This window comes from Streptomyces cahuitamycinicus (assembly GCF_002891435.1).
In the GTDB taxonomy this organism is placed as follows: Bacteria; Actinomycetota; Actinomycetes; order Streptomycetales; family Streptomycetaceae; genus Streptomyces; species Streptomyces cahuitamycinicus.
Map to the genome: position 1 here is coordinate 1 of NZ_POUC01000072.1, position 26,338 is coordinate 26,338.

General features: G+C 72.5%; 22 protein-coding genes and 1 pseudogene. 10 read left to right on the plus strand and 13 right to left on the minus strand.

The window, feature by feature from the left end:
* Positions 1-417: 417 nt before the first annotated feature.
* Positions 418-1,176, plus strand: a pseudogene (locus tag C1J00_RS46710) (lysylphosphatidylglycerol synthase transmembrane domain-containing protein); the annotation flags it as partial.
* A 158-nt stretch (positions 1,177-1,334) separates the two neighbouring features.
* Here the strand turns inward: C1J00_RS46710 and C1J00_RS12735 are convergent.
* Positions 1,335-2,063 (minus strand): creatininase family protein, encoded by a 729-nt coding sequence (locus C1J00_RS12735; protein WP_102909158.1) that lies wholly within the window; start codon positions 2,061-2,063, stop codon positions 1,335-1,337.
* 41 nt (positions 2,064-2,104) lie between these two features.
* Between C1J00_RS12735 and ribA the strand changes: the two genes are divergently transcribed.
* From ribA to C1J00_RS12750, 3 genes are all read left to right on the plus strand, one after another.
* A complete protein-coding gene (ribA, locus tag C1J00_RS12740; protein WP_102909159.1) occupies positions 2,105-2,764 on the plus strand; it encodes a GTP cyclohydrolase II in 660 nt (219 codons plus the stop codon).
* Positions 2,765-2,978: 214 nt separating this feature from the next.
* Positions 2,979-4,040: a saccharopine dehydrogenase gene (locus C1J00_RS12745; protein WP_102909160.1), complete on the plus strand. Its 1,062-nt coding sequence runs from the start codon at positions 2,979-2,981 to the stop codon at positions 4,038-4,040.
* Positions 4,030-5,187: a saccharopine dehydrogenase family protein gene (locus tag C1J00_RS12750; protein ID WP_102909161.1), complete on the plus strand. Its 1,158-nt coding sequence runs from the start codon at positions 4,030-4,032 to the stop codon at positions 5,185-5,187. Before C1J00_RS12745 ends, C1J00_RS12750 begins: the two co-directional genes overlap by 11 nt.
* 6 nt (positions 5,188-5,193) lie before the next feature.
* Here the strand turns inward: C1J00_RS12750 and C1J00_RS12755 are convergent, their stop codons facing one another.
* On the minus strand, positions 5,194-6,423 hold the full coding sequence (locus tag C1J00_RS12755) for a serine hydrolase domain-containing protein (RefSeq protein ID WP_102909162.1): 1,230 nt from the start codon (positions 6,421-6,423) through the stop codon (positions 5,194-5,196).
* 223 nt (positions 6,424-6,646) lie between these two features.
* Between C1J00_RS12755 and C1J00_RS12760 the strand changes: the two genes are divergently transcribed.
* Positions 6,647-7,057, plus strand: a complete 411-nt coding sequence (locus tag C1J00_RS12760) for a VOC family protein (protein WP_102909163.1) — start codon at positions 6,647-6,649, stop codon at positions 7,055-7,057.
* Positions 7,058-7,239: 182 nt separating this feature from the next.
* Here the strand turns inward: C1J00_RS12760 and C1J00_RS12765 are convergent, their stop codons facing one another.
* The 9 genes from C1J00_RS12765 to tkt all read right to left on the minus strand — a co-directional run bounded on the left by C1J00_RS12765 (position 7,240) and on the right by tkt (position 18,649).
* A complete protein-coding gene (locus C1J00_RS12765; RefSeq protein WP_102909164.1) occupies positions 7,240-7,905 on the minus strand; it encodes a TetR/AcrR family transcriptional regulator in 666 nt (221 codons plus the stop codon).
* Between the two features lie 172 nt (positions 7,906-8,077).
* Entirely contained in the window at positions 8,078-9,544 is a 1,467-nt protein-coding gene (locus tag C1J00_RS12770; RefSeq protein WP_102909165.1) for a membrane-associated oxidoreductase, read from the minus strand.
* 59 nt (positions 9,545-9,603) lie between these two features.
* The gene (locus C1J00_RS12775) at positions 9,604-10,191 is read right to left on the minus strand and encodes a histidine phosphatase family protein (RefSeq protein WP_102909166.1); all 588 of its coding nucleotides are present in this window, start codon (positions 10,189-10,191) and stop codon (positions 9,604-9,606) included.
* Positions 10,192-10,194: 3 nt separating this feature from the next.
* Complete coding sequence (gene gnd, locus C1J00_RS12780) at positions 10,195-11,079, minus strand: phosphogluconate dehydrogenase (NAD(+)-dependent, decarboxylating) (protein WP_020277652.1); 885 nt, start codon at positions 11,077-11,079, stop codon at positions 10,195-10,197.
* A 1-nt stretch (position 11,080) separates the two neighbouring features.
* On the minus strand, positions 11,081-12,805 hold the full coding sequence (gene pgi / locus C1J00_RS12785) for a glucose-6-phosphate isomerase (protein WP_102909167.1): 1,725 nt from the start codon (positions 12,803-12,805) through the stop codon (positions 11,081-11,083).
* On the minus strand, positions 12,798-13,733 hold the full coding sequence (gene opcA, locus C1J00_RS12790) for a glucose-6-phosphate dehydrogenase assembly protein OpcA (protein ID WP_102909168.1): 936 nt from the start codon (positions 13,731-13,733) through the stop codon (positions 12,798-12,800). Before opcA ends, pgi begins: the two co-directional genes overlap by 8 nt.
* Positions 13,730-15,412: a glucose-6-phosphate dehydrogenase gene (zwf, locus tag C1J00_RS12795; RefSeq protein ID WP_102909169.1), complete on the minus strand. Its 1,683-nt coding sequence runs from the start codon at positions 15,410-15,412 to the stop codon at positions 13,730-13,732. Before zwf ends, opcA begins: the two co-directional genes overlap by 4 nt.
* Entirely contained in the window at positions 15,409-16,554 is a 1,146-nt protein-coding gene (gene tal, locus C1J00_RS12800) for a transaldolase (RefSeq protein ID WP_102909170.1), read from the minus strand. Before tal ends, zwf begins: the two co-directional genes overlap by 4 nt.
* Before the next feature lie 19 nt (positions 16,555-16,573).
* Positions 16,574-18,649 (minus strand): transketolase, encoded by a 2,076-nt coding sequence (gene tkt / locus C1J00_RS12805; RefSeq protein WP_102909171.1) that lies wholly within the window; start codon positions 18,647-18,649, stop codon positions 16,574-16,576.
* A gap of 156 nt (positions 18,650-18,805) precedes the next feature.
* On the opposite strand from tkt, the gene C1J00_RS12810 reads away from it, so the two are divergent.
* The gene (locus C1J00_RS12810) at positions 18,806-19,693 is read left to right on the plus strand and encodes a helix-turn-helix domain-containing protein (protein ID WP_102909172.1); all 888 of its coding nucleotides are present in this window, start codon (positions 18,806-18,808) and stop codon (positions 19,691-19,693) included.
* A 53-nt stretch (positions 19,694-19,746) separates the two neighbouring features.
* Here the strand turns inward: C1J00_RS12810 and C1J00_RS12815 are convergent, their stop codons facing one another.
* Positions 19,747-21,150, minus strand: coding sequence for a glycoside hydrolase family 16 protein (locus C1J00_RS12815; protein ID WP_102909173.1), 1,404 nt, complete (start codon positions 21,148-21,150; stop codon positions 19,747-19,749).
* Between the two features lie 273 nt (positions 21,151-21,423).
* Here C1J00_RS12815 and C1J00_RS12820 point away from each other — a divergent pair, with 273 nt between their 5' ends.
* From C1J00_RS12820 to C1J00_RS12835, 4 genes are all read left to right on the plus strand, one after another.
* Entirely contained in the window at positions 21,424-21,933 is a 510-nt protein-coding gene (locus C1J00_RS12820; protein WP_102909174.1) for an SRPBCC family protein, read from the plus strand.
* Positions 21,926-23,545 carry a phytoene desaturase family protein gene (locus C1J00_RS12825; protein ID WP_102909178.1) on the plus strand — a complete coding sequence of 540 codons (1,620 nt, stop codon included), beginning with the start codon at positions 21,926-21,928 and terminating at the stop codon, positions 23,543-23,545. Before C1J00_RS12820 ends, C1J00_RS12825 begins: the two co-directional genes overlap by 8 nt.
* 43 nt (positions 23,546-23,588) lie before the next feature.
* Complete coding sequence (locus tag C1J00_RS12830; protein WP_102909175.1) at positions 23,589-24,470, plus strand: SDR family oxidoreductase; 882 nt, start codon at positions 23,589-23,591, stop codon at positions 24,468-24,470.
* A 73-nt stretch (positions 24,471-24,543) separates the two neighbouring features.
* Positions 24,544-25,395 (plus strand): oxygenase MpaB family protein, encoded by an 852-nt coding sequence (locus C1J00_RS12835; protein WP_102909176.1) that lies wholly within the window; start codon positions 24,544-24,546, stop codon positions 25,393-25,395.
* A 165-nt stretch (positions 25,396-25,560) separates the two neighbouring features.
* On the opposite strand, the gene C1J00_RS12840 is transcribed toward C1J00_RS12835, so the two are convergent.
* Positions 25,561-26,304: an IclR family transcriptional regulator gene (locus C1J00_RS12840; protein ID WP_102909177.1), complete on the minus strand. Its 744-nt coding sequence runs from the start codon at positions 26,302-26,304 to the stop codon at positions 25,561-25,563.
* Positions 26,305-26,338: the final 34 nt, after the last annotated feature.

Genomic DNA, 26,338 nt, shown 5'->3' on the forward strand with positions numbered 1-26,338 from the left:
ACCCCGGCCGGCCCGGGCCGGCTGGCCGCAGTCCCGCCGCCGGCCGCCGACAGCACGTCGCCGCCCGCCCCGGAGGGCACTGGCCCGAACGGCACCGGCCTGGGCGGTACCGCCCGGATCGACGGCGGCAGGGACAGCGCCGACAGGGACAGCGCCGGCTTGGGCGGCGACGGCTCCATCGACACCGCCCCGACCGACACCGCCCCGACCGACACCGGTACGGACAGCGTCGGCACGGACAGCGCCGGCTTGGGCGGCGCCGGCTCCGTCGGCCCGAACGGCACCGGTACGTCGTCGCCCGCCCAGGACCGCGCCGGTGCTTCTCCGCGTGGCCCGATCCGTACCGCTCTCGCCCGGCTCGGCACTCCGGCGGTCCGTACGCATCTCGGCACCATCGCCGGGATCGCCATCCTGGCGGTGCTGTTCTGGCGGCTCGGTACCGGCGTCTTCCTGGACGGGCTGCGGCGTATCGACGGCGTGTCGCTGCTGCTCGCGCTCGGCATCGGGCTCGTCACCACCGTGTGCAGCGCGTGGCGGTGGGCGATCGTCGCCCGGGGGCTCAGGATCCGGCTGCCGTTCGGACCGGCCGTCGCCGACTACTACCGTGCGCTGTTCCTGAACGCGGCGCTGCCCGGCGGCGTCCTCGGCGATGTGCACCGGGCCGTGCGGCACGGGCAGAGCGAGGGGGATCTGCGGCGGGGTGTGAAGGCCGTCGTCCTCGAACGGACCGCCGGGCAGATCGCGTTGTTCGCGGTCGGTGCTGTCGTCCTGCTGGTCATGCCGTCCCCCGTACTGGACGAGGCCCGGCACATCGCCCCGCTCGCGGCCCTGGCCGCCCTGGGCGCACTCGCCGTCGTCTTCGCCCTGCGCATGAACCGCCCGGCGCCCTCCGCCCGCGGCCGCAGGCTGCGCGCGGTCCTCGCCGAGGCCCGCGAAGGGCTGCTGTCGCGTCGGAACGGGCCCGGAGTGGTCGTCTCCTCCGCGGTGGTGCTGGCAGGTTACGTCGCGATGTTCGTACTCGCCGCCCGGGTCGCCGGGACCGCCGCCTCCGTGGCCGTCCTGCTGCCCCTCGCGGTCCTCGCCCTGCTGGCGATGGGGCTGCCGCTGAACGTCGGCGGCTGGGGGCCCAGGGAGGGCGTCACCGCCTGGGCGTTCGGCGCCGCGGGGCTCGGCGCGGGCCGGGGACTGGCCGTCGCGGTCGTCTACGGGGTGCTCAGCCTCGTGGCGAGCCTGCCCGGCCTGATCGTCCTCGTCGCGCGCTGGTACGCGGGCCTGCGGGCCGGGTCCCGGGCCACCGCACAGGCCCCGGAACCCGAGCCCGCGCCGCAGGTTGACTACGCGTCGGAGGTCAGCATCGAGAAATACGCCCCGAAGGAATCCGCCAGGCTCGCCAGGAGTTCCTTCCCCTTTTCCGCCGAACCCAGCGAGGGACGACCGATGACACCGGAATCGGTGTAGCCGGACATGCCGAGGGTGAGCAGATGACGCCGGTCGTCAGCGACGAAATCGGAAGTCTCATAACCGGGACGGAGCATTTCGGGATGAGCGTGCAGAAGGATGGAGGTCTCTATTTCCCCCGCGTGCATGTCGGTGAGCAGCGAGGTGACCACCCCCGCCCGCTCGCGCGCCGCCTCCCAGTCCTCCGCGGCCGGGAAGAGCGCCATCCGCTCGCCGCGCGCGGAGGATTCCTGAACCACGTTGCCCAGCACGTAGTTGCCGCCGTGCCCGTTGACCACCACCAGGGCGTCGACGCCGGACCGGCGCAGCGAAGCCGCAATGTCCCGTACCACCGCATGAAGGGTCACCGAGGAGATGCTCACGGTCCCCGGCCAGGCCGCGTGCTCGTGCGAGCACGAGATCGTCACCGGAGGAAGGAGGTGCACCGGGTACGCGCCGGCTATCTCCCGCGCGACGGCACAGGCGACGAGCGTGTCGGTCGCCAGCGGGAGGTACGGACCGTGCTGCTCGAAGCTCCCCACGGGAAGCACCGCGACCTGCCGTGAGACATCGGCGCCCCGCGTCCGTACGTCTTCCGTGGTGTCCGCCGGCACCAGATCACTCATAACGTCACGGCCTTTCGTCTCTGCTTAGGAACTCGAGAATCATGACAGAAAAAGTTGGCGTACTCGGCAAGAAGTCGGCGCAGCGGACCGGCGTGGAACGCGTCGTGAATGCGCCCTTGCCCACCGTGTACGGGAAATTCCAGGCGGTCGGCTACCTGGACCATGACCGCGGTGACGAACAGGTGGCGCTGGTCTACGGAGAGATCGGCACGGACGACGTCCTCATCCGGCTGCACTCGGAGTGCCTGACCGGTGACGCCTTCGGCTCCCAGCACTGCGAGTGCGGCGACCAGCTCGACGCCGCCCTGCGCGCGGTCGTCGCCGAGGGCGCCGGCGTCGTGGTCTACCTCAGAGGGCATGAAGGCCGCGGCATCGGCCTGCTCGCCAAGCTGCGCGCGATGGCCCTGCAGGCCGAGGGCCTCGACACCGTCGAGGCCAACCTCGCCCTCGGCCTCCCGGTCGACGCCCGCGACTACGGAGTCGCCGCCCGGATCCTGGAGGACCTCGGCGTGCGGTCGGTGCGCCTGATGTCCAACAACCCGCGCAAGCGCGAGGCGCTGGTGGACCACGGCATCGAGGTCGCCGAGCAGGTACCGCTGCTGATCCCGCCGTGCGAGAACAACATCACCTATCTGCGCACCAAGCGGGAGCGCCTCGACCATCACCTGCCGCACCTGGACGCGGTGGTCAGCTCCTCCTGACCACCCCGGCCGGTCCCGGTCCCTCGACGTGACCTGAGCGAATCCGTGACGCGGTGGTCAGCTCCTCCTGACCACCCCGGCCGGTCCCGGTTCCCCGACGTGACCTGGGCGAATCCGTACGCGACCCGCAGGCGGGCCGCGTACGCTTCGTGGACGTCCGACCCAGAAGCGTCGGCTCTCAGCGGCCGACGCCTCACCCGGAGGCCCACCTGGTATGACCGAGCTCCATCTGTGGCTGCGCCACGAGGCCCGAACGACCGAGCGACGCACTCCGATCGTGCCCGACGACGCCCGGCGGCTCGTCGGGAACGGAGTGGAACTGACCGTCGAGGAGTCCCCGCAGCGCATCTTCCCGATCGAGGAGTACGAGGCGGCCGGCTGCCGCCTCGCCCCCGCGGGCTCCTGGGTGACGGCCCCACGGGACGCCGTCGTGCTCGGCCTGAAGGAACTGCCCGCGGAACCGGCGGAACTGACGCACCGGCACATTTTCTTCGGCCACGCCTACAAGGGCCAGCCGGGAGCGGCGGAGCTGCTGGGCCGGTTCGCCGCAGGGGGCGGGGCGCTGTTCGACCTGGAGTACCTGGTGGACGACACGGGGCGGCGCCTCGCCGCCTTCGGCTTCTGGGCCGGCTATCTCGGCGCCGCCCTGGCCGTGCTCCGGCACCGGGACCGGCTGCGGGCACCGCTGACGCCGACCACCAAGGAAGACCTGGACGAGACGCTGAAGCCCGCCGCCTCCGACGCCGGGTTCACCGGCCTCGTCATCGGCGCCCTGGGCCGCAGCGGCCGCGGCGCCCGCGCGGCCTTCGCCACCGCCGGCGTCGACCCGGCCTGCTGGGACCTCGCCGAGACCCGGGACCTGGACCGCCCCGCGCTGCTGCGGCACGACGTGATGGTGAACGCGGTGCTCGCCACCACCCCCGTCCCGCCCTTCCTCCGCGAGCAGGACCTCGACGCCCCCGGCCGCCGCCTGCGCACCCTGTGCGACGTGACCTGCGACGTCGGTTCCCCGCTCAACGTCCTTCCGGTGTACGACGAGACCACCGACTGGGACGAGCCGGTCCGCCGGCTGCGCGACGAACCGCCGCTCGACCTCATCGCCATCGACAACCTGCCCTCCCTGCTGCCGCTGGAGTCCAGCGCCGACTTCTCGGCCGCCCTGCTGCCCCACCTGCTCGACTTCGGCGTCTCCGGGGCCTGGGGGCGCTGCCTGGAGCGGTTCCGTGACACGTCCCGTGCACTCGGCCTCGACGACGGGAAGCCCTATGACCACTGAACCGGCGGCGGCGAGCGGCACCGTCCACTGGATCGGAGCCGGACTGTCCACGGGCAGCGGTCTCGCCGCGCTGTGCGACACCGCCGAGCGCGTCCGGCTCTGGCACCGCACCGAGGCCCGCGCCGCAGACGCCCTCGGCCGGCTGGGTCTCGCCGGCCGGGCCGAACCCCGCGCGTACACCCTTCCCGCGCTCGCCTGCGAACTCGCGCCGGGCGATGTCGTCGTGTCGATGCTGCCGGCGCCGGAGCACGCCCCGCTGCTCGCCGAGTGCGTCCGGCAGGGGGCGCACTTCGCGTGCTCCAGCTATGTGTCGGACGCGGTGCTGGAGCAGGTGCCCGCCGCTGTGCGGGCCGGGCTCGTCGTCCTCACCGAGGCCGGGCTCGACCCGGGCATCGACCACCTGTTCGCCCACGACCTGGTCGCCCGGGCCCGCGAGGCGATCGGCGACGAGACGCCCGCCTCGTACACCCTCACGTCGTACTGCGGCGGAATCCCCGCCGTCCCGAACGACTTCACGTACCGCTTCAGCTGGGCACCGGCGGGTGTCCTGGGCGCCCTGCGCTCCCCGGCCCGCTACATCGAGGGCGGTGCGCGGACGGTCGCCGAGCGGCCCTGGGAGGCGACCCGGCGGCATGTCGTCGACGGGGAGACCTTCGAGGTCTATCCCAACCGCGACAGCGTCCCGTTCGTCGCGCAGTACGGGCTGCCGGACGCCTGGACACCGCGGACGTTCGTGCGCGGCACCCTGCGTCTGGAGGGCTGGCTGCGAGCCTGGGACGGCGTCTTCGAGGAGCTCAAGACAGGCGACGACGGGCGCATCGCCGCCCTCGCCCGCGAACTGGCCGCCGCCTACCCCACCACGGACGACGACCACGACCGGGTCGTCCTCGCCGTGTCCCTGGACGTACGCGCCGCCTCGGGGCGGTCGTGGAAGGGCGGATACCTCCTCGACCTGGTGGGCGACGCCGAGGAGAGCGCGATGGCCCGCTGCGTCTCGCGGACCCTCGCGCTGGGTGTCCGTCACGTCCTGGACGGCTCCCTGCCGCCGGGCCTGAACCGCGCGGCCGGGACGGCCGCCCGCTCCGGGCAGTGGCTACGGGAACTGGCCGGGAGCGGGGTGGAGTTCGCACTGCGCGTCGATCAGTAGCGGGCATCAGTCCGACAGCGCCTCGTGAACCAGCCGCTTCAGGTCCTTGAAGACCGAGTGAGGGGTTCTGGGCCGCACCTGCGTCATGAACTGCACCGTCAGGTCGCGGCCCGGATCCACCCAGAACGTCGTCGTGGCCACGCCGCTCCAGCCGAAGGCGCCGAGTCCTGACGGCACCAGGGTGCGGGACGGGTCGATCACCACGGAGCAGTTGAGGCCGAAGCCGAGCCCCTCGTTGCCGGGCTCGTCGTGGGCGGGGCGGCTGCCGAAGGCCCGCAGATCGGCGCCGCCGGGCAGGTGGTTGCGGGTCATGAGGTCCATGGTCTGCGGGGCGAGCAGCCGCACGCCGTCGAGTTCGCCCCGGCGGCGCAGCAACTCCATGAAGCGGTGGTAGTCGTGGGCCGAGCACACCATGCCGCCGCTGCCCGACAGGAATCGCGGCCGACCGCGCAGCGGGAGCCCCGGGGCCGGCTCGATGCCGCCGCCCTCCTTCTCCCCGTACATCTCGGACAGCCGGGGCGCCTGCGCGTCGGTGACATGGAAGCCGGCGTCCGTCATGCCGAGCGGCCCGAAGATCCGCTCGGCGCAGAACACGTCGAGCGGCTGCCCGGAGACGACCTCGATGATCCGGCCCAGGACGTTGCTCGCGACCGAGTAGTTCCACTCGGTGCCCGGGTCGAACTGCAGCGGCAGGCTCGCGTACACCTCGATGGTCTCGGCCAGGTCCGCGCCCGGCGGTACCGACGACTCCAGCCCGGCCGCGCGGTACAGCGCGTCGACGGGGTGGGTGTGGTAGAAGCCGAAGGTCAGGCCCGCGGTGTGGGTCATCAGATGCCGGACGAGTATGGGGCTCTCGGCGGGTCGGGTCTCGACGTCCGCCCCGGAGCCGCCGACGTGGACCCGCGGGTCGGCGAAGGCGGGCAGGTGGCCGGCGACCGGGTCGTCCAGGGAGAGCCGTCCCTCCTCCACCAGCAGCAGCGCGGCGACCGCGGTGACCGGCTTCGTCATGGAGTAGACCCGCCACAGCGTGTCGGGCTCGACCGGGAGCCCGGCCGCGATGTCGCGCAGACCGTGTGTCGTCAGATGGGCGACGTGCCCGCCCCGGGCGACGGAGACGAGGAAGCCCGGCAGACGCCCGTCGTCGACCAGCCGGGCGAAGTGCCGGTCCATGCGGCCCAGCACCTGCGGATCCAGCCCGGCCTCACCCGGATCGACCTCTTGTCGCAGCTGTGCCATGGCTCTTCTCCCGTCGCGCTGGTCGAGGTGAGATCCGGCATACCCCGCCCGGGCCGCCTCAGACCCTTTCCGTGGTGCAGGAACCGTTCATGATCGCGCAGGAACACGTGAGCGAGGGATCCGGGGCCCGGGACCGAGGACCAATGGCCGATGGCCCGGCGGAAGCCGGTTTCCTAGGCTCGGGTCGTCGCAGTGGTGAAGGACGCCAGGAGAAGAGGTCACGATGCCCGTGAACGGTCGCAGTCACATCCGTATCGCCCGTCCGTCGAGGGACCTGGCGGCGGCCGAGCGGTTCTGGAGCGCAGGGCTCGGGCTCGGCGTGGTGCGGCGGGCCGAGGGCGGGGACGGACCCGGGGAACACGACCTGCTGATGCTCGGCTGGCCCGACGCCGACTGGCACCTGGAGCTCGTGCACGAGCCCGCCCGCCCGGTCGAACCGCGCCCCACGGAGGAGGACCTGCTGGTCGTCTACGTGGACGGTCCCGTTCCGGACGACCTGGTCGCCCGCCTGGAGGAGCACGGCGGCAAGCGGGTCGAGTCCCCCAACCCCTACTGGAACCAGTGGGGCGTCACCGTCGAGGACCCGGACGGCTACCGCCTGGTCCTGTGCCGGCGGGCCTGGTCCAACACCTGACGCGTCGAGGCCTGAGGGGTGCGTGGAACTGCGCGGCCAGCCCCACGCACCGCGCCCGGCGCACAACCACCGGGAGGGGGACGTGCCGATCACGGCTGATCGACCCGCTGGGTACTCAATAGGGGACAGCCGGTGATGTGCATCGGTGTGCCGCCGGTGTCAGGGGGGCGCGCTCCGGGCGTTCAGTCCGTCGTCCGCTCCGCCGTCAGGTACGCGATCACCATGTCGCCCAGCATGGCGCGGTAGTGCGCGCGCCGCCCCCGGTCGAGCAGGTCGCGGCCGAACAGCGCGCCGAAGGTGTGCCGGTTGGAGACCCGGAAGAAGCAGAACGAGGAGATCATCGCGTGCAGGTCGACGGCGTCGACGTCGGCCGTGAACAGCCCCGACTCCTGGCCCGACGCCAGGATCCGCCGGATCACGTCCAGGGCGGGGGAGCCGATCTTCCCGAGCTTCTCGGAGCCGGCGATGTGCTGTGCCCGGTGGATGTTCTCGATGCTGACCAGGCGGATGAAGTCGGGGTGCTGCTCATGGTGGTCGAAGGTCAGCTCGGCCAGGCGCCGGATGGCCGCCACCGGGTCAGGATGGTCGACGTCGAGCTGCTGCTCCGCCTCCCGGATCACGCCGTACGCGCGCTCCAGCACGGCCGTGAACAACTGCTCCTTGCCGCCGAAGTAGTAGTAGATCATCCGCTTGGTGGTGCGGGTGCGGGCGGCGATCTCGTCCACCCGGGCCCCGTCGTAGCCGGCCCGCGCGAACTCCTGCGTGGCGACGTCCAGGATCTCGGCCCGGGTACGGGCCGCGTCACGGATGCACTCGCCATGCTGTGACGGTTCTTCGTCGCTGGTCATCAGGTTCCTCGGAGCGCAGGGGCCGCTGTCGGTGATTCTAGGAGCAGGGTGCCACCCGGCGACGTGGTCTTCCCGAGGTCGCCCCCGGCTGACACAGCCGACACGGCTGCCGCACCCGCACCGTCGGCCGGGCCTTCTGCGAACTGGTCCGGCACGCACGCGGTGCGGGCACTCACATGCGGCTGACGGTCCGGGTGATGCCGGTGACGACGGTGGTGGCGAGGATCCAGCCCGTCAGCACCAGGGCGTAGGAGAGCCACTGGTAGCCGCCGGTGGGGGCGAACGCGGCCTCCTGTCCGAAGGAGATCACCGGCAGCAGCAGGTCGAGTGTGTAGAACACCGGGTTGAACTGCGGTGCCTCGTCCGCCTTCAGCGGCGCTGGGTGGTGCAGCGCGTAGGCGAGGGAGCCGGCCATGAGCAGCGACACCAGCCAGCCCGCGGCCCGCAGGGGACGGAAGCCGTAACCGACGGTGGCGTCCTGCACATGGCCCCACAGCCGGCCGTACCAGGGCAGGGTGCCGCGCCGGCGGCGCTGCTTGGCGAGCTGGACGAGGCGGGCGGCCGGATCGTCGCCGATCCTGCGGTAGGCGGCGGTCAACTGCTCGTAGGCGTGCGGAACATACCCCTCGCCATCCCGCTCCAGCATCACCAGACGCCGCTCGGCGGGCTCGTGCGGGGTGGGGGAGGTGTAGACGAGACTGTTGAGCAGGACCTCGTCGGGGACCACCTCCGGCTCCAGGAACAGCACGTCCACCTGGGCACGGCGCAGATTGAGGGTGCCCTCCGGGCGAGGGCCCTTGCGCAGCCAGAGTAGCCCTATGGTGCAGCTGCTGGCCCGCAGCGCCGCGTCCCCCGGGTTCGCGAGCCGGGCGTGCGACAGGTCGAGGCGGCCCGCGATCCGGGCGCCGCGCAGGCCGATCCAGCCCAGCACGTCCGCTTCGCGCAGCAGGGCGTCGCCCTCGACGGTGAGCGTCTCCGCGTCGAGGGCGATCTCACCCGCACCGGCCGTGAGCCGCGCCGCGTTGAGGTCGACGGTGCCGGCGACCGACGAGCCCGTCAGCCGCACCTCGCCGCGCGTGCGCAGGCCCGGCGCCGACAGGCCGTCCCCGATGGTCACATGGTTGAGCTGGAGCGCCGGCTGACCGTGCGGCGGCTCGTCGATGGCGGCGCCGTCCATGAACAGCGCGCCGGAGATCTGCGCCCCGCCCAGCCGCACGGGCCCGTCGAACAGACAGTCCGACATGCGCAGGACGCCCTCGACCCGCAGGGTGGCGGCGTCCAGGCCGGGCAGCACCGAGCCGCGCAGGTTCAGCTGACGCAGCCGGGCCGCGTAGAGCACGGGCACGTGCTCGAACCAGCAGTGACTGAGGCGCACGGCGTGGTCGATCTCGCCGTACTGGAGGTTCAGAGCCCCGGTGATCCGTGCGCCCGCCAGCCGGAGGGCGGCCGTCTCCCCGTCCTCCTGCGGGGCGCTCAGCAGCAGCGCCCGCACCACGGACGCGCGCACGGTCCGTTCGGGTCCCCAGTCCGCGCCCCGCGCCGGGTCCTCGTCGGCCGGGCCCCGGAAGTCCACGTCCTGGCCCCGCGGATAGGCACGCCACACCCGCTCCTCGGCGGGTGTCATGTCGTCGATCTCCATCAGCGGGGACTCTGACGCGCCCGGCCGGAGGCTGTCAACTCACCTCCGGCCGGGGCCGGTTACGCCCTGGTGTTCCACTCCGCGAGCACGGGCCGGCCGTGCTCGGTCGACAGCCGGCAGACCGTCCCGGTCTCCAGCCGGAACAGCCGCCCCTCGGCAGGGGACAGGCCCAGCCGCCGGGCCGTCAGCACGCGGAGGAAGTGGCCGTGCGCCACCAGCATCACATCGCCCTCGGGCAGCGCCTTCGCCGCCCGGCCGAGCACCCGGTCGGCGCGTTCGCCGACCTCGGCGGGCGACTCGCCGGGCCGGCCGTCGGAGCCGGCCGGCCCGCCGTCGGTCCACAGGTCCCAGTCGGGCCGGGTGCGGTGTATCTCCTCGGTGGTGACGCCCTCGTAGGCGCCGTAGTACCACTCGTGCAGGTCCGCGTCCCGCACGGTCCCGGTCAGGCCCGCGAGTTCGGCGGTGCGCACCGCGCGGGCGAGCGGGCTGGTGAGGACCAGGGCGAAGGTACGGCCCGCCAGGAGCGGGGCGAGGGACTCGGCCTGCTCCTCACCGTGCCGGGTGAGGGGCAGGTCGGTGAAGCTGGTGTGCTGTCCGCTCCGGCTCCACTCCGTCTCGCCGTGGCGGACCAGCAGCAGATCTCCCACGTCCTACGCCTTCTTCGCGGACTCGACGGCGTGGCCGCCGAACTGGTTGCGCAGCGCCGCGATCATCTTCATCTGCGGCGAGTCGTCCTGCCGGGAGGCGAAGCGGGAGAAGAGGGACGCGGTGATCGCGGGCAGCGGCACGGAGTTGTCGATCGCGGCCTCCACGGTCCAGCGTCCCTCGCCGGAGTCCTGGGCGTAGCCGCGCAGGCCCTCCAGGTGCTCGTCCTCGTCGAGCGCGTTGACCGCGAGGTCCAGCAGCCAGGAGCGGATGACGGTGCCGTCCTGCCAGGAGCGGAACACCTCGCGGACGTTGTCCACCGAGTCCACGGCCTCCAGCAGCTCCCAGCCCTCGGCGTAGGCCTGCATCATCGCGTACTCGATGCCGTTGTGGACCATCTTCGCGAAGTGCCCGGCGCCCACGCTGCCCGCGTGGACGAAGCCGTACGGGCCCTCCGGCTTGAGCGCCTCGAAGATCGGCCGGAGCCGGTCGACGTACTCCTTCTCGCCGCCGACCATCAGGGCGTAGCCGTTCTTCAGGCCCCACACGCCGCCCGAGACGCCCGCGTCGACGAAGCCGATGCCGCGCTTGCTCAGCTCCTCGGCGTGCTTCTCGTCGTCCGTCCAGCGGGAGTTGCCGCCGTCGACCACCGTGTCGTACGGCTTGAGGAGGTCCGCCAGACGGTCGATGACGTGCTGGGTGGGGTCGCCGGCCGGGACCATGACCCAGACCGTGCGCGGCGCCTCCAGCTGGTTGACGAGGTCGGCCAGGCTGGCCACGTCGGACTTGTCCGGGTTGGTGTCGTAGCCGATGACGGTGTGGCCGGCGTTGCGCAGGCGCTCGCGCATGTTGCCGCCCATCTTGCCGAGACCCACAAGACCGATCTGCATGTCAGTTCACTTCCCGAAGATTGCGGTAGGCGGCCACCAGCGCGGCCGTGGACGAATCGAGACCGGGGACGGACCCCGCCGCGTCAGCGGCTGATGAAAACGTCTCGGTCAGGGCGGGCTCGACGCGCTTGGCGAGGACCTTGCCGAGCTCGACGCCCCACTGGTCGAAGGAGTCGATGTTCCAGACCGCGCCCTGCACGAACACCTTGTGCTCGTAGAGGGCGACCAGCTGGCCGAGGACCGACGGGGTCAGTTCGGTGGCGAGGATCGTCGTGGTCGGGCGGTTGCCCCGGAACGTGCGGTGCGGCACCTGCTCCTCGGGCACGCCCTCCGCCCGCACCTCCTCGGCGGTCTTGCCGAAGGCGAGCGCCTGCCCCTGTGCGAACAGGTTGGCCATCAGCAGGTCGTGCTGCGCCTTCAGTTCGTCACCGAGCTCGGCGACGGGCCGGGCGAAGCCGATGAGGTCCGCCGGGATGAGCTTGGTGCCCTGGTGGATGAGCTGGTAGTAGGCGTGCTGTCCGTTGGTGCCCGGCGTGCCCCACACCACCGGCCCGGTCTGCCAGTCCACCGGGTTCCCGTCGCGGTCCACCGACTTGCCGTTGGACTCCATGTCGAGCTGCTGGAGGTAGGCGGTGAACTTGGACAGGTAGTGGCTGTAGGGCAGCACCGCGTGCGACTGGGCGTCGTGGAAGTTGCCGTACCAGATGCCCAGCAGGCCCATGACGAGCGGGGCGTTGGCCTCGGCCGGGGCGTTGCGGAAGTGCTCGTCGACGATGCGGAAGCCGTCGAGCATCTCCCGGAAGCGGTCCGGGCCGATGGCGATCATCAGGGACAGGCCGATCGCGGAGTCGTAGGAGTAGCGGCCGCCGACCCAGTCCCAGAACTCGAACATGTTGTCGACGTCGATGCCGAACTCGGCGACCTTCTCCGCGTTGGTCGACAGCGCGACGAAGTGCTTCGCCACCGCCTTGTCTCCCCCACTCCCGGCTTCGCTCGAGCGGGAGGTGCCCCCATCCCCGAGACCTTCGAGCAGCCAGGAGCGCGCCGACGTGGCGTTCGTGATCGTCTCGATCGTGGTAAAGGTCTTGGACGCGACGATGAACAGCGTCTCCGCCGGGTCCAGGTCCCGTACCGCCTCGTGCAGGTCGGAGCCGTCCACGTTCGACACGAAGCGGAACGTCAGCTCCCGTGCGGTGAACGGCCGCAGCGCCTCGTACGCCATCGCGGGGCCGAGGTCGGAGCCGCCGATGCCGATGTTGACGACGTTCCGGATCCGCCGGCCGGTGTGTCCGGTCCACTCCCCGGAGCGCACCCGGTCCGCGAAGGCGGCCATCTTGTCGAGCACCGCGTGCACGCCGGGGACGACGTTCTCGCCGTCGACCTCGATCACGGCGTCGCGCGGGGCGCGCAGCGCGGTGTGCAGCACGGCCCGGTTCTCGGTGGTGTTGATCTTCTCGCCGCGGAACATGGCGTCGCGCTGCCCGAACACGTCGGTGGCGACGGCCAGCTCCTGGAGCAGGGCCAGCGTCTCGTCGGTGACCAGGTGCTTGGAGTAGTCGATCCGCAGGTCGCCGACGTGCACGACGTAGCGCTCGGCGCGCCCCGGATCCGCCGCGAACAGCTCCCGCAGATCGGGCTGCGGCAGGGCGTCCTTGCGGTGGTCCTCCAGGGCGGTCCACTCGGGACGCCGGGTGAGCCGGGGGGTTGCGGAGGGGGAGTCAGACATGGGCAGGGGTCTCCTCGGTCGCCTCGCCGTTCAGGGCGATGGCGTACATCTCGTCCGCGTCGAGGCGCCGCAGCTCCTCGGCGATGAGTTCGGAGGTGGCACGGACCTTCAGGGCGAGGGTGCGCGACGGCTGGCCCGGCAGGGTCAGCGTGGCCAGCGGCCCTTCGGGGCGGTCGATGACGATCTCCCCGTTCTCCGTGCCCAGGCGCACGGCCGTCACGACCGGCCCGGCGGTGACCACGCGGTCCACCCGGACGTGCAGCCGCGCCTCCAGCCAGCGGGCCAGCAGTTCGGCGGCGGGGTTGTCGGCCTCGGCCTCCACCGCCGCCGAGACGATCCGCGCCCGGGCCTGGTCCAGCGCCGCCGCCAGCATCGAGCGCCAGGGCGTCAGCCGGGTCCAGGCGAGGTCGGTGTCTCCCGGCGCGTAGGCGCGGACCCGGGCCTGGAGCGTCTCCAGGGGGTCCTCGACGGCGTACAGGTCGGTGATCCGCCGCTGGGCCAGCGCCCCGAGCGGGTCCTTGGAAGGCACCTCGGGGGCGTCCACCGGCCACCACACCACCACCGGCGCGTCCGGCAGCAGCAGCGGCAGCACCACCGAGTCCGCGTGGTCGGACACCTCGCCGTAGGTCCGCAGGATCACCGTCTCGCCGGTGCCCGCGTCGGCGCCCACCCGGACCTCGGCGTCCAGCCGGGAGGACTGGCGGTCGCGCGGGGTGCGGGCGTGCCGCTTGATGACGACCAGGGTCCGCGAGGGGTGCTCGTGCGAGGCCTCTTCGGCCGCCTTGATCGCGTCGTAGGCGTTCTCCTCGTCCGTGACGATCACCATCGTCAGGACCATGCCCACGGCGGGCGTGCCGATGGCGCGGCGGCCCTGCACCAGCGCCTTGTTGATCTTGCTTGCCGTCGTATCGGTCAGGTCGATCTTCATGGCCTGCGCCAGCTCCGTCCGTCTCGTGCGAGCATCTCGTCGGCTTCCTCGGGTCCCCAGCTGCCCGAGGTGTACTGCGCGGGCCGGCCGTGCGTGGCCCAGTACTGCTCGATCGGGTCGAGGATCTTCCAGGACTCTTCCACTTCCTGGTGACGGGGGAACAGGTTGGCGTCGCCCAGGAGGACGTCGAGGATCAGCCGTTCGTACGCCTCGGGGCTCGACTCGGTGAACGACTCGCCGTAGGCGAAGTCCATCGTCACGTCCCGGATCTCCATCGAGGTGCCCGGCACCTTCGAGCCGAAGCGGACCGTCATGCCCTCGTCCGGCTGGACGCGGATGACGATCGCGTTCGAGCCCAGCTCCTCGGTCGCGGTGGAGTCGAAGGGGGAGTGCGGGGCCCGCTGGAACACCACGGCGATCTCCGTCACGCGGCGGCCCAGCCGCTTGCCGGTGCGCAGGTAGAACGGGACACCGGCCCAGCGGCGGTTCTCCACCTGGAGCCGGACCGCGGCGTACGTGTCGGTGGTCGAGGACTGGTCGATGCCGTCCTCCTCCAGATAGCCGCGCACCTTGGTGCCGCCCTGCCACGCCGCCGCGTACTGCCCGCGCACGGTGCCCTGCCCCAGGCCCTGCGGCAGCCGCACGGCCTTGAGGACCTTCAGCTTCTCGGTGAGCAGCGAGGCCGCGTCGAAGGCGGCCGGTTCCTCCATCGCGGTGAGCGCCATCAGCTGGAGCAGGTGGTTCTGGATGACGTCACGGGCGGCGCCGATGCCGTCGTAGTAGCCGGCCCGGCCGCCGATGCCGATGTCCTCGGCCATGGTGATCTGCACGTGGTCGACGTACGACCGGTTCCAGATCGGCTCGAACATCTGGTTGGCGAAGCGCAGCGCCAGGAGGTTCTGGACGGTCTCCTTGCCCAGGTAGTGGTCGATGCGGAAAACCTGCTCCGGGTCGAACACGTCGTGCACGATCGCGTTGAGCTCCTCGGCCGAGCGCAGATCGTGCCCGAACGGCTTCTCGATGACCGCGCGGCGCCAGGAGCCCTCGGGGGCGCTCGCCAGCTTGTGCTTCTTCAGCTGCTGGACGACCTTCGGGAAGAACTTCGGCGGCACCGAGAGGTAGAAGGCGTAGTTGCCGCTGGTGCCCCGGGAGGCGTCCAGCTCCTCGACGGCGGAGCGCAGCTGCTTGAACGCCGTGTCGTCGTCGAAGTCGCCGGGGATGAACCGCATGCCCTCGGCGAGCTGCTGCCAGACCTCCTCGCGGAACGGGGTGCGCGCGTGCTCACGGACCGCGTCGTGCACCACCTGCGCGAAGTCCTGGTCCTCCCAGTCCCGGCGGGCGAAGCCCACCAGGGAGAAGCCCGGCGGCAGCAGGCCGCGGTTGGCCAGGTCGTACACCGCCGGCATGAGCTTCTTGCGGGACAGGTCGCCGGTCACGCCGAAGATGACCAGCCCGGAAGGACCCGCGATCCTGGGCAGCCGGCGGTCCTGCGGGTCGCGCAGCGGGTTGACGAAGTCGGTGTCGGCGCGGTCCGTGGCCGGGGCGGCCTCCGCCGCGCCGCTCACCCCGGTCTGCTCGACCCCGGCCGCCTCCTGGGCCGCCCGGGCCTCCTTGTCCTCCTTGGTCCCCTTGGTCTCCTGTTCGGCCGTCTGGGGGATGCCTTCGATGCCCTCGCTCATTGCGCGTCAACTCCCTTGCTGTTCAAGGACTTGGTGACCGCGTCCAGCAGGTCCTGCCAGGCCACCTCGAACTTGGCCACGCCCTCGTCCTCCAGTTGCCGCACCACCTCGTCGTATGCAATGCCGAGCCGTTCGACGGCCGCCAGGTCCGCGCGGGCCCGGTCGTAGCCGCCGGTGACGGTGTCGCCCCGGACGTCGCCGTGGTCGGCGACGGCGTTCAGCGTGGCCTCCGGCATGGTGTTGACCGTGCCGGGGGCGACCAGCTCGTCCACGTACAGGGTGTCCTTGTAGGCGGGGTCCTTCACACCGGTGGAGGCCCAAAGGGGGCGCTGCCGGTTGGCTCCGGCGCCTTCCAGGGCCCGCCAGCGCTCCCCGTCGAAGACCTGTTCGTACGCCTCGTAGGCGAGCCGGGCGTTGGCCAGGGCCGCCCGGCCCCTGAGGGCGAGGGCCTCGTCCGTGCCCAGTAGCGCCAGCCGCTTGTCGATCTCGGAGTCCACACGGGAGACGAAGAACGACGCGACCGAGTGAACGGCCGACAGGCCCAGCCCCGCCGCCCGCGCATTCTCCAGACCGGCGAGGTAGGCGTCCATCACCTCGCGGTAGCGCTCCAGGGAGAAGATCAGCGTCACATTGACACTGATACCCGCTCCGGTCACTTCCGTGATCGCCGGCAGGCCCGCCTCCGTCGCCGGGATCTTGATCATCACGTTGGGGCGGTCCACCAGCCAGGCCAGCTGCCGGGCCTCGGCGACGGTCGCCGCCGTGTCGTGGGCCAGCCGCGGGTCGACCTCGATGGAGACCCGGCCGTCCCGGCCGCCACTCGCCTCGTACACCGGCCGCAGCACGTCGGCGGCGGCCCGGACGTCGGCGGTCGTCATCATCCGGACGGCCTCGTCGACGGTCACCCCGCGCACCGCCAGGTCGGCGAGCTGCTCCTCGTATCCCGCCCCCGAGCCGATGGCGGCCTGGAAGATGGACGGGTTGGTGGTGACGCCGACGACGTTCCCCGTGGCGACGAGCCCGGCCAGGCTGCCGGACTCGATCCGCCGGCGCGACAGGTCGTCGAGCCAGATCGACACGCCCTCGTCGGACAGGCGCTTGAGTGCTCCCGCGTTCGCGGTCGCTTCGGTCACAGTGATCATCTTCCTTCGGGCGGTGCGGTCAGCCACGAGCCGCGGACAGGGATTCCCGCGCGGCGGCGACGACGTTCTCGGGGGTGAAGCCGTACTCGGCGAACAGGGTCCGCGCGTCGGCGGAGGCGCCGAAGTGCTCCAGGGAGACGATGCGTCCCGCGTCCCCGACGAACCGGTGCCAGGTCAGGCCGATCCCGGCCTCGACGGCGACCCGGGCCCTCACCGACGGCGGAAGCACGCTGTCGCGGTACGAGCGCGGCTGCTCCTCGAACCACTCCACGGACGGCATCGACACGACGCGGGTGGGCACGCCGGCGCCCTCGAGCAGCTCGCGCGCCCCGGCGGCGACATGCACCTCGGAACCGGTCGCGATCAGGATCACCTGGGGTTTGCCGCCCTCGGCCTCGAACCGCACGTAACCACCGCGCGCCGCGTCCGGGTCCGGCTCGTACGTGGGCACGCCCTGGCGGGTGAGCGCGAGGCCGTGCGGGGCCGGGGCGGTGCTGTGGCGCTCGAGGATCTCGGCCCAGACGATCGCGGTCTCGTTGGCGTCGGCGGGGCGTACGACGTTCAGGCCCGGGATGGCCCGCAGCGCGGCCAGGTGCTCCACCGGCTGGTGGGTCGGGCCGTCCTCGCCCAGGCCGACGGAGTCGTGCGTCCACACGTACGTAACCGGCAGCTGCATCAGGGCGGACATCCGCACCGCGTTGCGCATGTAGTCGGAGAACACCAGGAAGGTGCCGCCGTAGATCCGGGTGTTGCCGTGCAGGGCGATGCCGTTCATCTCCGCGGCCATGGAGAACTCGCGGATGCCGAAGTGGATCGTGCGGCCGTACGGGTCGGCCTCGGGCAGCGGGTTGCCCTCCGGGAGGAACGAACTGGTCTTGTCGATGGTGGTGTTGTTCGAACCCGCCAGGTCGGCCGAGCCGCCCCACAGCTCGGGGACGACCGGGCCGAGTGCCTGGAGGACCTTGCCGGAGGCGGCACGGGTGGCGACCGCCCCGCCGGACTCGAACACCGGCAGGGCGTCCACCCAGCCCTCGGGCAGCTCACCCTTGCTGACACGGTCGAACGTGGCGGCCCGGTCCGGGTTGTCGCCCCGCCAGACGGCGATCCGCTTGTCCCAGGCGGCGTGCGCCTCGGCCCCGCGGTCCAGGGCCCGGCGGGTGTGGGCCAGCACCTCGTCGGCGACCTCGAAGGACCGCTCCGGGTCGAAGCCGAGGAGGCGCTTGGTGGCGGCGACCTCGTCCTCGCCGAGCGCCGAGCCGTGGGAGGCCTCCGTGTCGCGCGCGTTCGGGGCGGGCCAGGCGATGATCGTGCGCATGGCGATGATGGACGGTCGGGCGGTCTCGGCCTGAGCCGCCCTCAGCGCCCCGTGCAGCGCTCGCACGTCGATGTCGCCGTCCTCCCGCGGCTCGATCCGCTGCACGTGCCAGCCGTAGGCCTCGTAGCGCTTCAGCACGTCCTCGGAGAAAGCGGTCGCGGTGTCGCCCTCGATGGAGATGTGGTTGTCGTCGTAGAGGAAGACCAGGTTGCCCAGCTTCTGGTGGCCGGCGAGCGAGGAGGCCTCCGCGGAGACGCCCTCCTGGAGGTCGCCGTCGGAGACGATCGCCCAGATCGTGTGGTCGAAGGGGGAGTCGCCCTCGGGGGCGTCCGGGTCGAACAGACCGCGCTCGTAGCGGGCGGCCATCGCCATGCCGACGGCGTTCGCGACGCCCTGGCCGAGCGGGCCCGTGGTGGTCTCCACCCCCGCGGTGTGCCCGTACTCGGGGTGGCCCGGAGTCTTGGAGCCGTGCGTGCGGAACGCCTGCAGGTCGTCCAGCTCCAGCTCGTAGCCCGCCAGGTACAGCTGCGTGTACAGGGTCAGGGACGTGTGGCCGGGGGACAGGACGAAGCGGTCACGGCCGGTCCACTCGGGATCGGCGGGATCGTGCCGCATCATCTTCTGAAAGATCGTGTAGGCGGCCGGTGCCAGGCTCATCGCGGTGCCGGGGTGCCCGTTGCCCACCCGCTGGACGGCGTCGACGGCCAGGAGCCGCGCGGTGTCGACGGCACGCCGGTCGAGTTCGGTCCATTCGAAACTGTCCGTTGTCTGCGTGCTCATCTTCAAGAAGTCCTCGATCGGAGCGGAGTTGCTGACTGACGCGTTCAAAACTAAAAGTCTGACTTTTACTGCGGAAGGTCGGCGTGTGCCAGCCTGTGGTGAAAGTGGGACACCCGGCGGCAGCAGGGCGCGCGAACGGGGCGGGACGAGGCGGGCATGGCGGACAGAAGCATTCAAGGCGGCGACGGGATCGATACCTTCCCCTTCCCGGTCGAACTCAGCGTCGGCGGCGTGGGCATGCAGATCGGGCCGATGGGCGCCGGCCGCACCTGGCACGCCGACGCGCCCCTGGAGCGCCTGCACCGCATCGACTTCCACGTCGTGATGCTGTTCGGCGCGGGCCCGGTCCGGCACATGGTCGACTTCACCGAGTACGACGCCACGGCCGGGGACCTGCTGTGGATCCGCCCGGGGCAGGTCCACCGTTTCTCGCGCACCGGCGAGTACCGCGGAACCGCGCTGACCATGCAGCCCGGCTTCCTGCCCCGCTCGACCGTGGAGGCCACCGGCCTCTACCGCTACGACATGCCGCCGCTGCTGCGCCCCGACGCGCCCCAACTCGCCGGTCTGCAAGCCGCGCTCGCACAGCTGCGGCGCGAGTACCAGGACGCGGCCACCCTCCCGCTGAGCCTGCACACCGCCGTCCTGCGCCACACGCTGACGGCGTTCCTGCTGCGTCTCGCCCATCTCGCGGCGAGTTCGGCCCCGGCCCCGCACCGGCGCCCCGACTCCACCTTCACCCGCTTCCGGGACGCCGTGGAGCGGGAGTTCGCCACCAACCACAGCGTCAGCGCCTACGCCGACGCGCTCGGGTACTCCCGCCGCACCCTGGTCCGGGCGGTGCGCGCCGCGACCGGCGAGACCCCCAAGGCCTTCATCGACAAACGCGTGGTCCTGGAGGCCAAACGGCTCCTCGCCCACACCGAACTGCCGATCGGCCGGGTCGGCGTGGCGGTCGGCTTCCCGGACGCCGCGAACTTCTCCAGGTTCTTCCACCAGCACACGGACCAGACGCCGGCGGCCTTCCGGGCCGAACTGCGCTGAGAACGCGCGAAGAGGGGCCCCACGCGCGCGCGTGGAGCCCCTCCTCGCTGCACTCAGCGCCCGAAGGTGAACCAGTTGACGTTCACGAAGTCCGCCGGCTGACCGCTGGTGAAGGTCAGATACACGTCGTGCGTGCCGGTCACGCCACTGATGTTGGCCGGGATGGTCCGCCACGACTGCCAGCCCCCGGTGCCGCCCACCGCGAAGCTCCCCACCGGCGCGTTGCCGCGGCTGTCCAGCCGCACCTCGACCAGCCCGCTGACGCCGCCCACTGCTCCGCTCGCCACCCGGGCGCTGAACTGCCGGGCCGCCGAGGAGCCGAAGTCGACGCCCTTGTAGTGCAGCCAGTCGCCGTTGGCGAGCGCGCCGACGTTCCGGCCGCCGCCGGAGTCGGACGTCGTCTCGGTGACCACGCCGGACTGGCCGTCGTAGGACTCGGCCTCGATGGTGCGGAATGCGTCGCGGTCACCGGCCGGGGGAGGCGTGGTGCCGCCGCCGGACGACAGCACCTGGACGTAGTCGACGACCATCGGGTGGCCGGGCTGCGTCCCGGCGTCCGGGCCGCCGCCGAACGCGTCGGGGAAGCCGCCGCCCATCGCGACGTTCAGGATGATGAAGAAGCCGTGGTCGGTGGCGTTCCGCCAGGTCGTCGTGTCGACCTGGTTGGCGCGCACCGTGTGGAAGTTGACGCCGTCGAGGTAGAAGCGGATCTCCTCGACGCTCGTCGAGCGGTCCCACTCCATCCGGTAGGTGTGGAAGCCGGCCTGACAGGAGGTGCCCTGGCAGGTGGTCGAACCGCCGATGCCGCTGGTCTCGTTGCAGGGGCCGCCCGGCGAGGTGCCGCAGTGCATCGTGGCGAACACCGTGTTCATGCCCTGGGTGTTCTCCATGATGTCCAGCTCGCCGACCGCCGGCCAGTTCCAGTAGTCGCCGCGGTACGGGGCGCCCAGCATCCAGAACGCCGGCCAGTAGCCCTTGGCGGCGGCGCCGGTGACGTTCGGCACCTGGATGCGGGACTCGACCCGGAGCTTGCCGCCGGCCGGGGGCTGGAAGTCGGTGCGGTTGGTCTCGACGCGGCCGGAGGTCCAGTTGCCCGCGGAGTCGCGGCGGGGCGTGATGCGGAGGTTGCCGTTGCCGTCGAGCGCGACGTTGTCCGTGCTGTCCGTCATCGTCTCGATCTCGCCGGTGCCCCAGCCCGTGGGACCGCCCGGGTACCCCCTGCCGGTCGCGTACCGCCAGTCGGAGGTGTTGACGCCGGTGCCGGCGGCGCCGTTGAAGTCGTCCACGAACACCTGCGTCCAGCCCGACGGGGGCGGCGGCGCTGAGGCGTTCGCGGACGGGGTGGCGACCGCCGAGGCGGCGGCCGCGAGGCCGAGGGTGCTGACGACGGCGACGAACGCCCGTCGGAAGGGACGGGGTCTGCGGGGTCTGCGGGGGGTGCTTGAGGTTCCGCTCATGTGGGGGCCTCTCGGAGAAGGGGTGAGAGCGCTCTCAAAGTGCCGCCAATGTGCTCCACGACGTCCGGGGCGTCAAGAGGTAAAGCCGGGAAAAGTACGGGACGACTGATGAGTGCACCTCTTGAAGGGACCAGGGAGAGGTGGACGTGAGAGCGCTCTCGTGAGCGCTCTCGTCCCCTTCGCCGGTCGCCCGAAGTGTCGCTGTTGAACCAGGACTCCCGGGGCACTCGGGGTGGACGAAGGACCACCGGTCGAGCGCAGCAGGAGGCATTCGTGGCCGTACGCCATCACCTCATCCGAGTCGGCCCGGGCACCGTGTGGGACGTCCTGGCCGACGGCCACCGCTACGCGGAGTGGGTCGTGGGCACCTCGGAGTCCCACCCGGTGCGCGGACAGTGGCCGCGCACGGGCGCCGCGATCCGCTACCAGGTCCGGCTCGGCCCGGTGCGGCTCGACAACGAGACCGTCGTCCGCTCCTGCGAGGAGGGCACCCGGCTGGAGCTGGAGGCCAAGGCCGGTGCCCTGGGCACGGCCCGCATCGCGATCGAGTTGCGGCCCTGGGGCGAGCACTCCCTGGTGATCGTGGACGAGCATCCCCTGCGGGGCGCGGGCGGCCGGCTGCACAACGTCGGCTTCGAGGCGCTGATCCAGCTGCGCCACCGCACGATGCTGGCCCGGCTGGCCAGGCTGTGCGAGGCGGAGGCAGGGCAGCCGGGAGGCACCGGGCGCGCCCTGGGCCAGGTGACCACGGGATCCAAAGCCGGCGGTGCCGGTCATGCCTGACGCCGTGGTGATCGGCGCGGGCCCCAACGGTCTGGTCGCGGCCAATGTCCTCGCGGACGCCGGATGGAGCGTCGAGGTGCTGGAGGAGCAGCCCGAACCGGGCGGCGCCGTACGCCACGACCGGGGCGTCGACCCCGCCTATGTCAACGACCTGTTCAGCTCCTTCTATCCGCTCGCGGCAGCCTCGCCCGTCCTTGCCTCCCTGCACCCCGAGGAGCACGGGCTGCGCTGGAGCCACGCGCCCAGCGTGCTCGCCCACCCCCTGACCGACGGCAGCTGTGCCGCCCTGGACCGGAACATCGACGCCACCGCCGCGTCGCTGGACACCTTCGAGCCGGGCGACGGAGCCGCCTGGCAGCGGCTGCACGAGGTGTGGGAGAACCTGCGCCCCGACCTCCTGGACGCCCTGTTCACCCCGTTCCCGCCGGTCCGCGCGACGGCACGGCTGGCCCGGCGGCTGCGGGCGGCGGGCGGACTGCGCATGGCCCGCTCCCTGGTGCTGCCGGTGCGGCGCCTGGGGGAGGAGGAGTTCCGAGGCCAGGGCGGGCGCCTGCTGCTGGCCGGCAACGCCCTGCACGCCGACCTCGCCCCCGAGACGGCCGGCAGCGGCGGCTTCGGCTGGCTGATGGCCATGCTGGGGCAGACCTACGGCTTCCCGGTCCCGGCCGGCGGCTCCGGGGCGCTGACCTCGGCCCTGGTGCGCCGCCTGGAGTCCCGGGGCGGGCGGGTGCGCTGCGGACAGCGCGTCGAGCGGATCGTCGTCGGCGGCGGGCGGGCGCTCGGCGTGCGCACGGCGTCCGGTGACGCGGTGCGGGCCCGTCGGGCTGTGCTCGCGGACGTGTCGGTGCCCCTGCTGTACGGCGAGCTCGTCGAGCCCGAGCACCTGCCCGCGCAGCTCTTGGACGACCTGCGGCGCTTCCAGTGGGACTTCGCCACGTTCAAGGTCGACTGGGCGCTCGACGGCCCGGTGCCCTGGCAGACCGATCAGGCGTCCCGGGCCGGCACCGTGCACCTCGCCGACGGCATGGACGAGCTCACGCGCTTCGCCGCGCAGATCGCCATGCGGCAGGTCCCGGACCGGCCGTTCCTGATCTTCGGCCAGATGACCACCTCCGACGCCTCCCGTTCCCCTCAGGGCACCGAGTCCGCCTGGGCCTACACGCACCTTCCCCACGAGATCGCCGCCGACGCCGCGGACGAGGGCATCACCGGCCGCTGGGACACCAAGGACCAGGAACTCATGGCCGACCGGTGCGAACGCCAGGTGGAACGCTTCGCACCCGGCTTCCGCTCCCTGATCCGCGGCCGCCGCATCCTGGCGCCCCCGACCCTGGAGGCGCTCGACGGCAACCTCGCGGGCGGCGCCATCAACGGGGGCACCACCGCGATGCACCAGCAGCTCGTCTTCCGCCCCCTGCCCGGCACCGGCCGCCCGGAGACCCCGGTGCCGGGCCTGTACCTCGCCTCCTCCGGAGCCCATCCCGGCGGCGGGGTGCACGGTGCGCCCGGAGCCAACGCCGCCCGGGCCGCCCTGCGCCGCAACCGGCCCCCCGGTCTCGCCGGCGCCCAGCGGCTCCTCGCCCACCGTGACCGCACCGGAGCCAGGCGCTGACCCCGCCCTCCGGACAGGCCCGAGCCGGAAGGAAGGGCAGCCCATGGCCGGCAGTCCACTCGCCGATCGCACCATCGTCGTCACGGGAGCCGCCCGCGGCGTGGGCGCGGCTCTGGCCCGCGAAGCCGCCCGGCGCGGCGCCCGGGTGGCGCTCGTCGGCCACGAGAAGACCGCCCTGGACGCGGTGGCCGCCTCCCTGCCGGGCCCGGCCCTCGCCCTGGAGGCCGACGTCACCGACCTCTCCGCGCTGGAGGCCGCGGCAACCACCGTGCGGGACCGCCTCGGCCGCCCCTCGGCCGTGGTGGCGAACGCCGGTATCGCCGAAGGCGGCGCCCTTCTCGCCTCGGACCCGGCCGCCTGGCGGCGCGTGATCGACGTCAACCTCACCGGCAGCGCCCAGACCGCCCGGGCGTTCCTGCCGGACCTGCTCGCCACGGAGGGCTACTTCCTCCAGGTCGCCTCCCTGGCCTCGATCGGCGCCGCCCCGCTCATGAGCGCCTACTGCGCCTCCAAGGCGGGGGTCGAGGCCTTCGCGCACTCCCTGCGGGCGGAGGTGGCGCACCGCGGTGTCGGGGTGGGCATCGCCTACCTCAACTGGACGGACACCGACATGATCCGCGACGCCGACCGGTACGCCGTCCTGCGGGAACTGCGCCTGCACATGCCGCCGCCGGCCCGCCGCGTGTACCCCGTGGACGTGGTCGCCGCCCGCATGGTCAGGGGCATGGAGCGGCGGCGCACGGCCGTGTACGCACCGGCTTGGCTGCGGCTGGCCCAGCCGATACGCCCGGCCATGCCCCCCGTGGTCCTGCGCGTCTCACGTCGCGCTCTGCCCCGCCTGGAGGCCTCGGGCCCGGTCGGCTACACCGGCCCGCTCGGCGCCGGTGGACGCGCCGACCGCGCGGCGGCCGAGCCCTGGCCCTGACTCCGGCAGACCGGCATGGCCGCAAGGGCCCGGTCATGCCGGACACTGGTCAGCAGGAGAAGGGAGGCCGACCGTGCTGACCGGAGTCCGTGAACAGCTGGGCCAGGCCCTGTTCCGCCGCGTCGCCGGCCCGGGAGGACCCGCGACCCGTGCCCGTATCCACCACACGCCGGGCCCGCGCTGGTTCGGGCCGGACCGGCCGATCCGCACGGTCCACGGCGACGCCTCGATGTTCATCGGCGGGCTGACCGCCCTGCTCCTGCAGTCGCTGCACCCGCTCGCGATGGCGGCCGTCGCCGGGCACTCCGGCTTCCGCGGCGACCCGTGGGGCCGGCTGCAGCGCACCAGCACCTTCCTGGCCGTGACGACGTACGGCACCGCCGTGGACGCCCAGCAGGCGGTCGACCACGTGCGGGGCATCCACGAGCGGATCCGCGGCACGAGCGCCGAGGGCGTGCCGTACCACGCGGCCGACCCGCATCTGCTCGGCTGGGTGCACGCCGCCGAGGCGGACAGCTTCCTGCGCGCCCACGAACGCTACGGGGCCCGGCCCCTGGACGCCGCCGGCTACGACGCCTACGTCGCCGACACCGCGCGCGTCGCCGAGGCGCTGGGGGTGACCGACCCGCCACGGGACCGCCGTGAACTGGACGAGCGCCTGACCGCCTACAGGCCCGAGCTGCGGGCGACGCCCGAGGCCAGGGCAGCCGCCCGGTTCCTGCTGTTCCAGCCTCCCCTGCCGCTCGCCGTCCGGCCGTTCTACGGCGGGCTGGCCGCGAACGCCGTCACCCTGCTCCCGCCCTGGGCGCGCGGCATGCTGTGGCTGCCCCGGGTGCCGGTCGTCGAGGACCTCGCCGTACGCCCGACCGGCCGGGCCCTGACCCGGACCATCCGCTGGGCCATGACCCCGGCCCGGGAGGCCTGAGCGCTCAGGGCTGTCACCCGAGCAGCCGCGAGATTCGGCGCGCGGCCTGGGGCGTGACTCCGGCTCGGGAGCGCTGCCTGAGCGCTCAGGGCTGTCACCCGAGCAGCCGCGAGATTCGGCGCGCGGCCTGGGGCGTGACTCCGGCCCGGGAGCGCTGCCTGAGGCTCAGGGCTGCCACCCCAGCGCTCGCGAGATGCCGCGCGCCGCCATCCGCACGGCCGGGCCGAGGACCGGCACCTGGGCGTCCGCGTTGGGCACCACGATCGACACGGCGGCGGTCACCGTGCCGTCCGCCCCGCGCACCGGTGCGGCCACCGACAGTGCGTCCTCGGTGATCTGACGGTCGCTCACCGCCACGCCTGACCTGCGCACTTCGGCCAGCGCCCGCCGCAGCCGCTCCGGTTCGGTGATCGTGTACGGGGTGAAGGACGCGAGTTCGCCCGCGCAGTACTCCTGCCGGAACACTGGGTCGCCGTGGGCCAGCAGGGCGAGTCCGACGCCGGTGGCGTGCAGCGGCCAGCGGGCGCCGACACGGATGTGCACGCCGACCGCCGACCGCCCCGACAGCCACTCGATGTAGACGACGTCCCGGCCGTCCCGCACGGCCAGCTGCACGTTCTCGTGCGTCGCCTCGTACAGGTCCTCGAGATACGGCAGCGCGATCTGCCGCAGGGCGAGGCCGCGCGGGGCCAGCGCGGCGAGCTCCCACAGCCGCAGTCCGACGTGGTAGACGCCGGACTCGTCCCGCTCCAGGGCGCCCCACTCGGTGAGCGCGCCCACCAGCCGGTGCGCGGTGGTCAGGCTCAGCCCGGCCCGCCGGCTGATGTCCGTCAGGCACAGCGCCGGATGCTCGTGGTCGAAGGCCGCGAGCACGGACAGCAGCCGGTCGGGCGCGGTGGGGCCGGTCATGGCCGGGCGTCTCCCGGGTGGGCCAGGTCGTAGG

Excerpts from the sequence above, each read along its gene's own strand:
- C1J00_RS12735 (WP_102909158.1), bottom strand. The coding sequence starts at position 2,063 with ATGAGTGATCTGGTGCCGGCGGACACCACGGAAGACGTACGGACGCGG.
- ribA (WP_102909159.1), top strand. The coding sequence starts at position 2,105 with ATGACAGAAAAAGTTGGCGTACTCGGCAAGAAGTCGGCGCAGCGGACC.
- C1J00_RS12745 (WP_102909160.1), top strand. The coding sequence starts at position 2,979 with ATGACCGAGCTCCATCTGTGGCTGCGCCACGAGGCCCGAACGACCGAG.
- C1J00_RS12750 (WP_102909161.1), top strand. The coding sequence starts at position 4,030 with ATGACCACTGAACCGGCGGCGGCGAGCGGCACCGTCCACTGGATCGGA.
- C1J00_RS12755 (WP_102909162.1), bottom strand. The coding sequence starts at position 6,423 with ATGGCACAGCTGCGACAAGAGGTCGATCCGGGTGAGGCCGGGCTGGAT.
- C1J00_RS12760 (WP_102909163.1), top strand. The coding sequence starts at position 6,647 with ATGCCCGTGAACGGTCGCAGTCACATCCGTATCGCCCGTCCGTCGAGG.
- C1J00_RS12765 (WP_102909164.1), bottom strand. The coding sequence starts at position 7,905 with ATGACCAGCGACGAAGAACCGTCACAGCATGGCGAGTGCATCCGTGAC.
- C1J00_RS12770 (WP_102909165.1), bottom strand. The coding sequence starts at position 9,544 with ATGGAGATCGACGACATGACACCCGCCGAGGAGCGGGTGTGGCGTGCC.
- gnd (WP_020277652.1), bottom strand. The coding sequence starts at position 11,079 with ATGCAGATCGGTCTTGTGGGTCTCGGCAAGATGGGCGGCAACATGCGC.
- pgi (WP_102909167.1), bottom strand. The coding sequence starts at position 12,805 with ATGTCTGACTCCCCCTCCGCAACCCCCCGGCTCACCCGGCGTCCCGAG.
- opcA (WP_102909168.1), bottom strand. The coding sequence starts at position 13,733 with ATGAAGATCGACCTGACCGATACGACGGCAAGCAAGATCAACAAGGCG.
- zwf (WP_102909169.1), bottom strand. The coding sequence starts at position 15,412 with ATGAGCGAGGGCATCGAAGGCATCCCCCAGACGGCCGAACAGGAGACC.
- tal (WP_102909170.1), bottom strand. The coding sequence starts at position 16,554 with ATGATCACTGTGACCGAAGCGACCGCGAACGCGGGAGCACTCAAGCGC.
- tkt (WP_102909171.1), bottom strand. The coding sequence starts at position 18,649 with ATGAGCACGCAGACAACGGACAGTTTCGAATGGACCGAACTCGACCGG.
- C1J00_RS12810 (WP_102909172.1), top strand. The coding sequence starts at position 18,806 with ATGGCGGACAGAAGCATTCAAGGCGGCGACGGGATCGATACCTTCCCC.
- C1J00_RS12815 (WP_102909173.1), bottom strand. The coding sequence starts at position 21,150 with ATGAGCGGAACCTCAAGCACCCCCCGCAGACCCCGCAGACCCCGTCCC.
- C1J00_RS12825 (WP_102909178.1), top strand. The coding sequence starts at position 21,926 with ATGCCTGACGCCGTGGTGATCGGCGCGGGCCCCAACGGTCTGGTCGCG.
- C1J00_RS12830 (WP_102909175.1), top strand. The coding sequence starts at position 23,589 with ATGGCCGGCAGTCCACTCGCCGATCGCACCATCGTCGTCACGGGAGCC.
- C1J00_RS12840 (WP_102909177.1), bottom strand. The coding sequence starts at position 26,304 with ATGACCGGCCCCACCGCGCCCGACCGGCTGCTGTCCGTGCTCGCGGCC.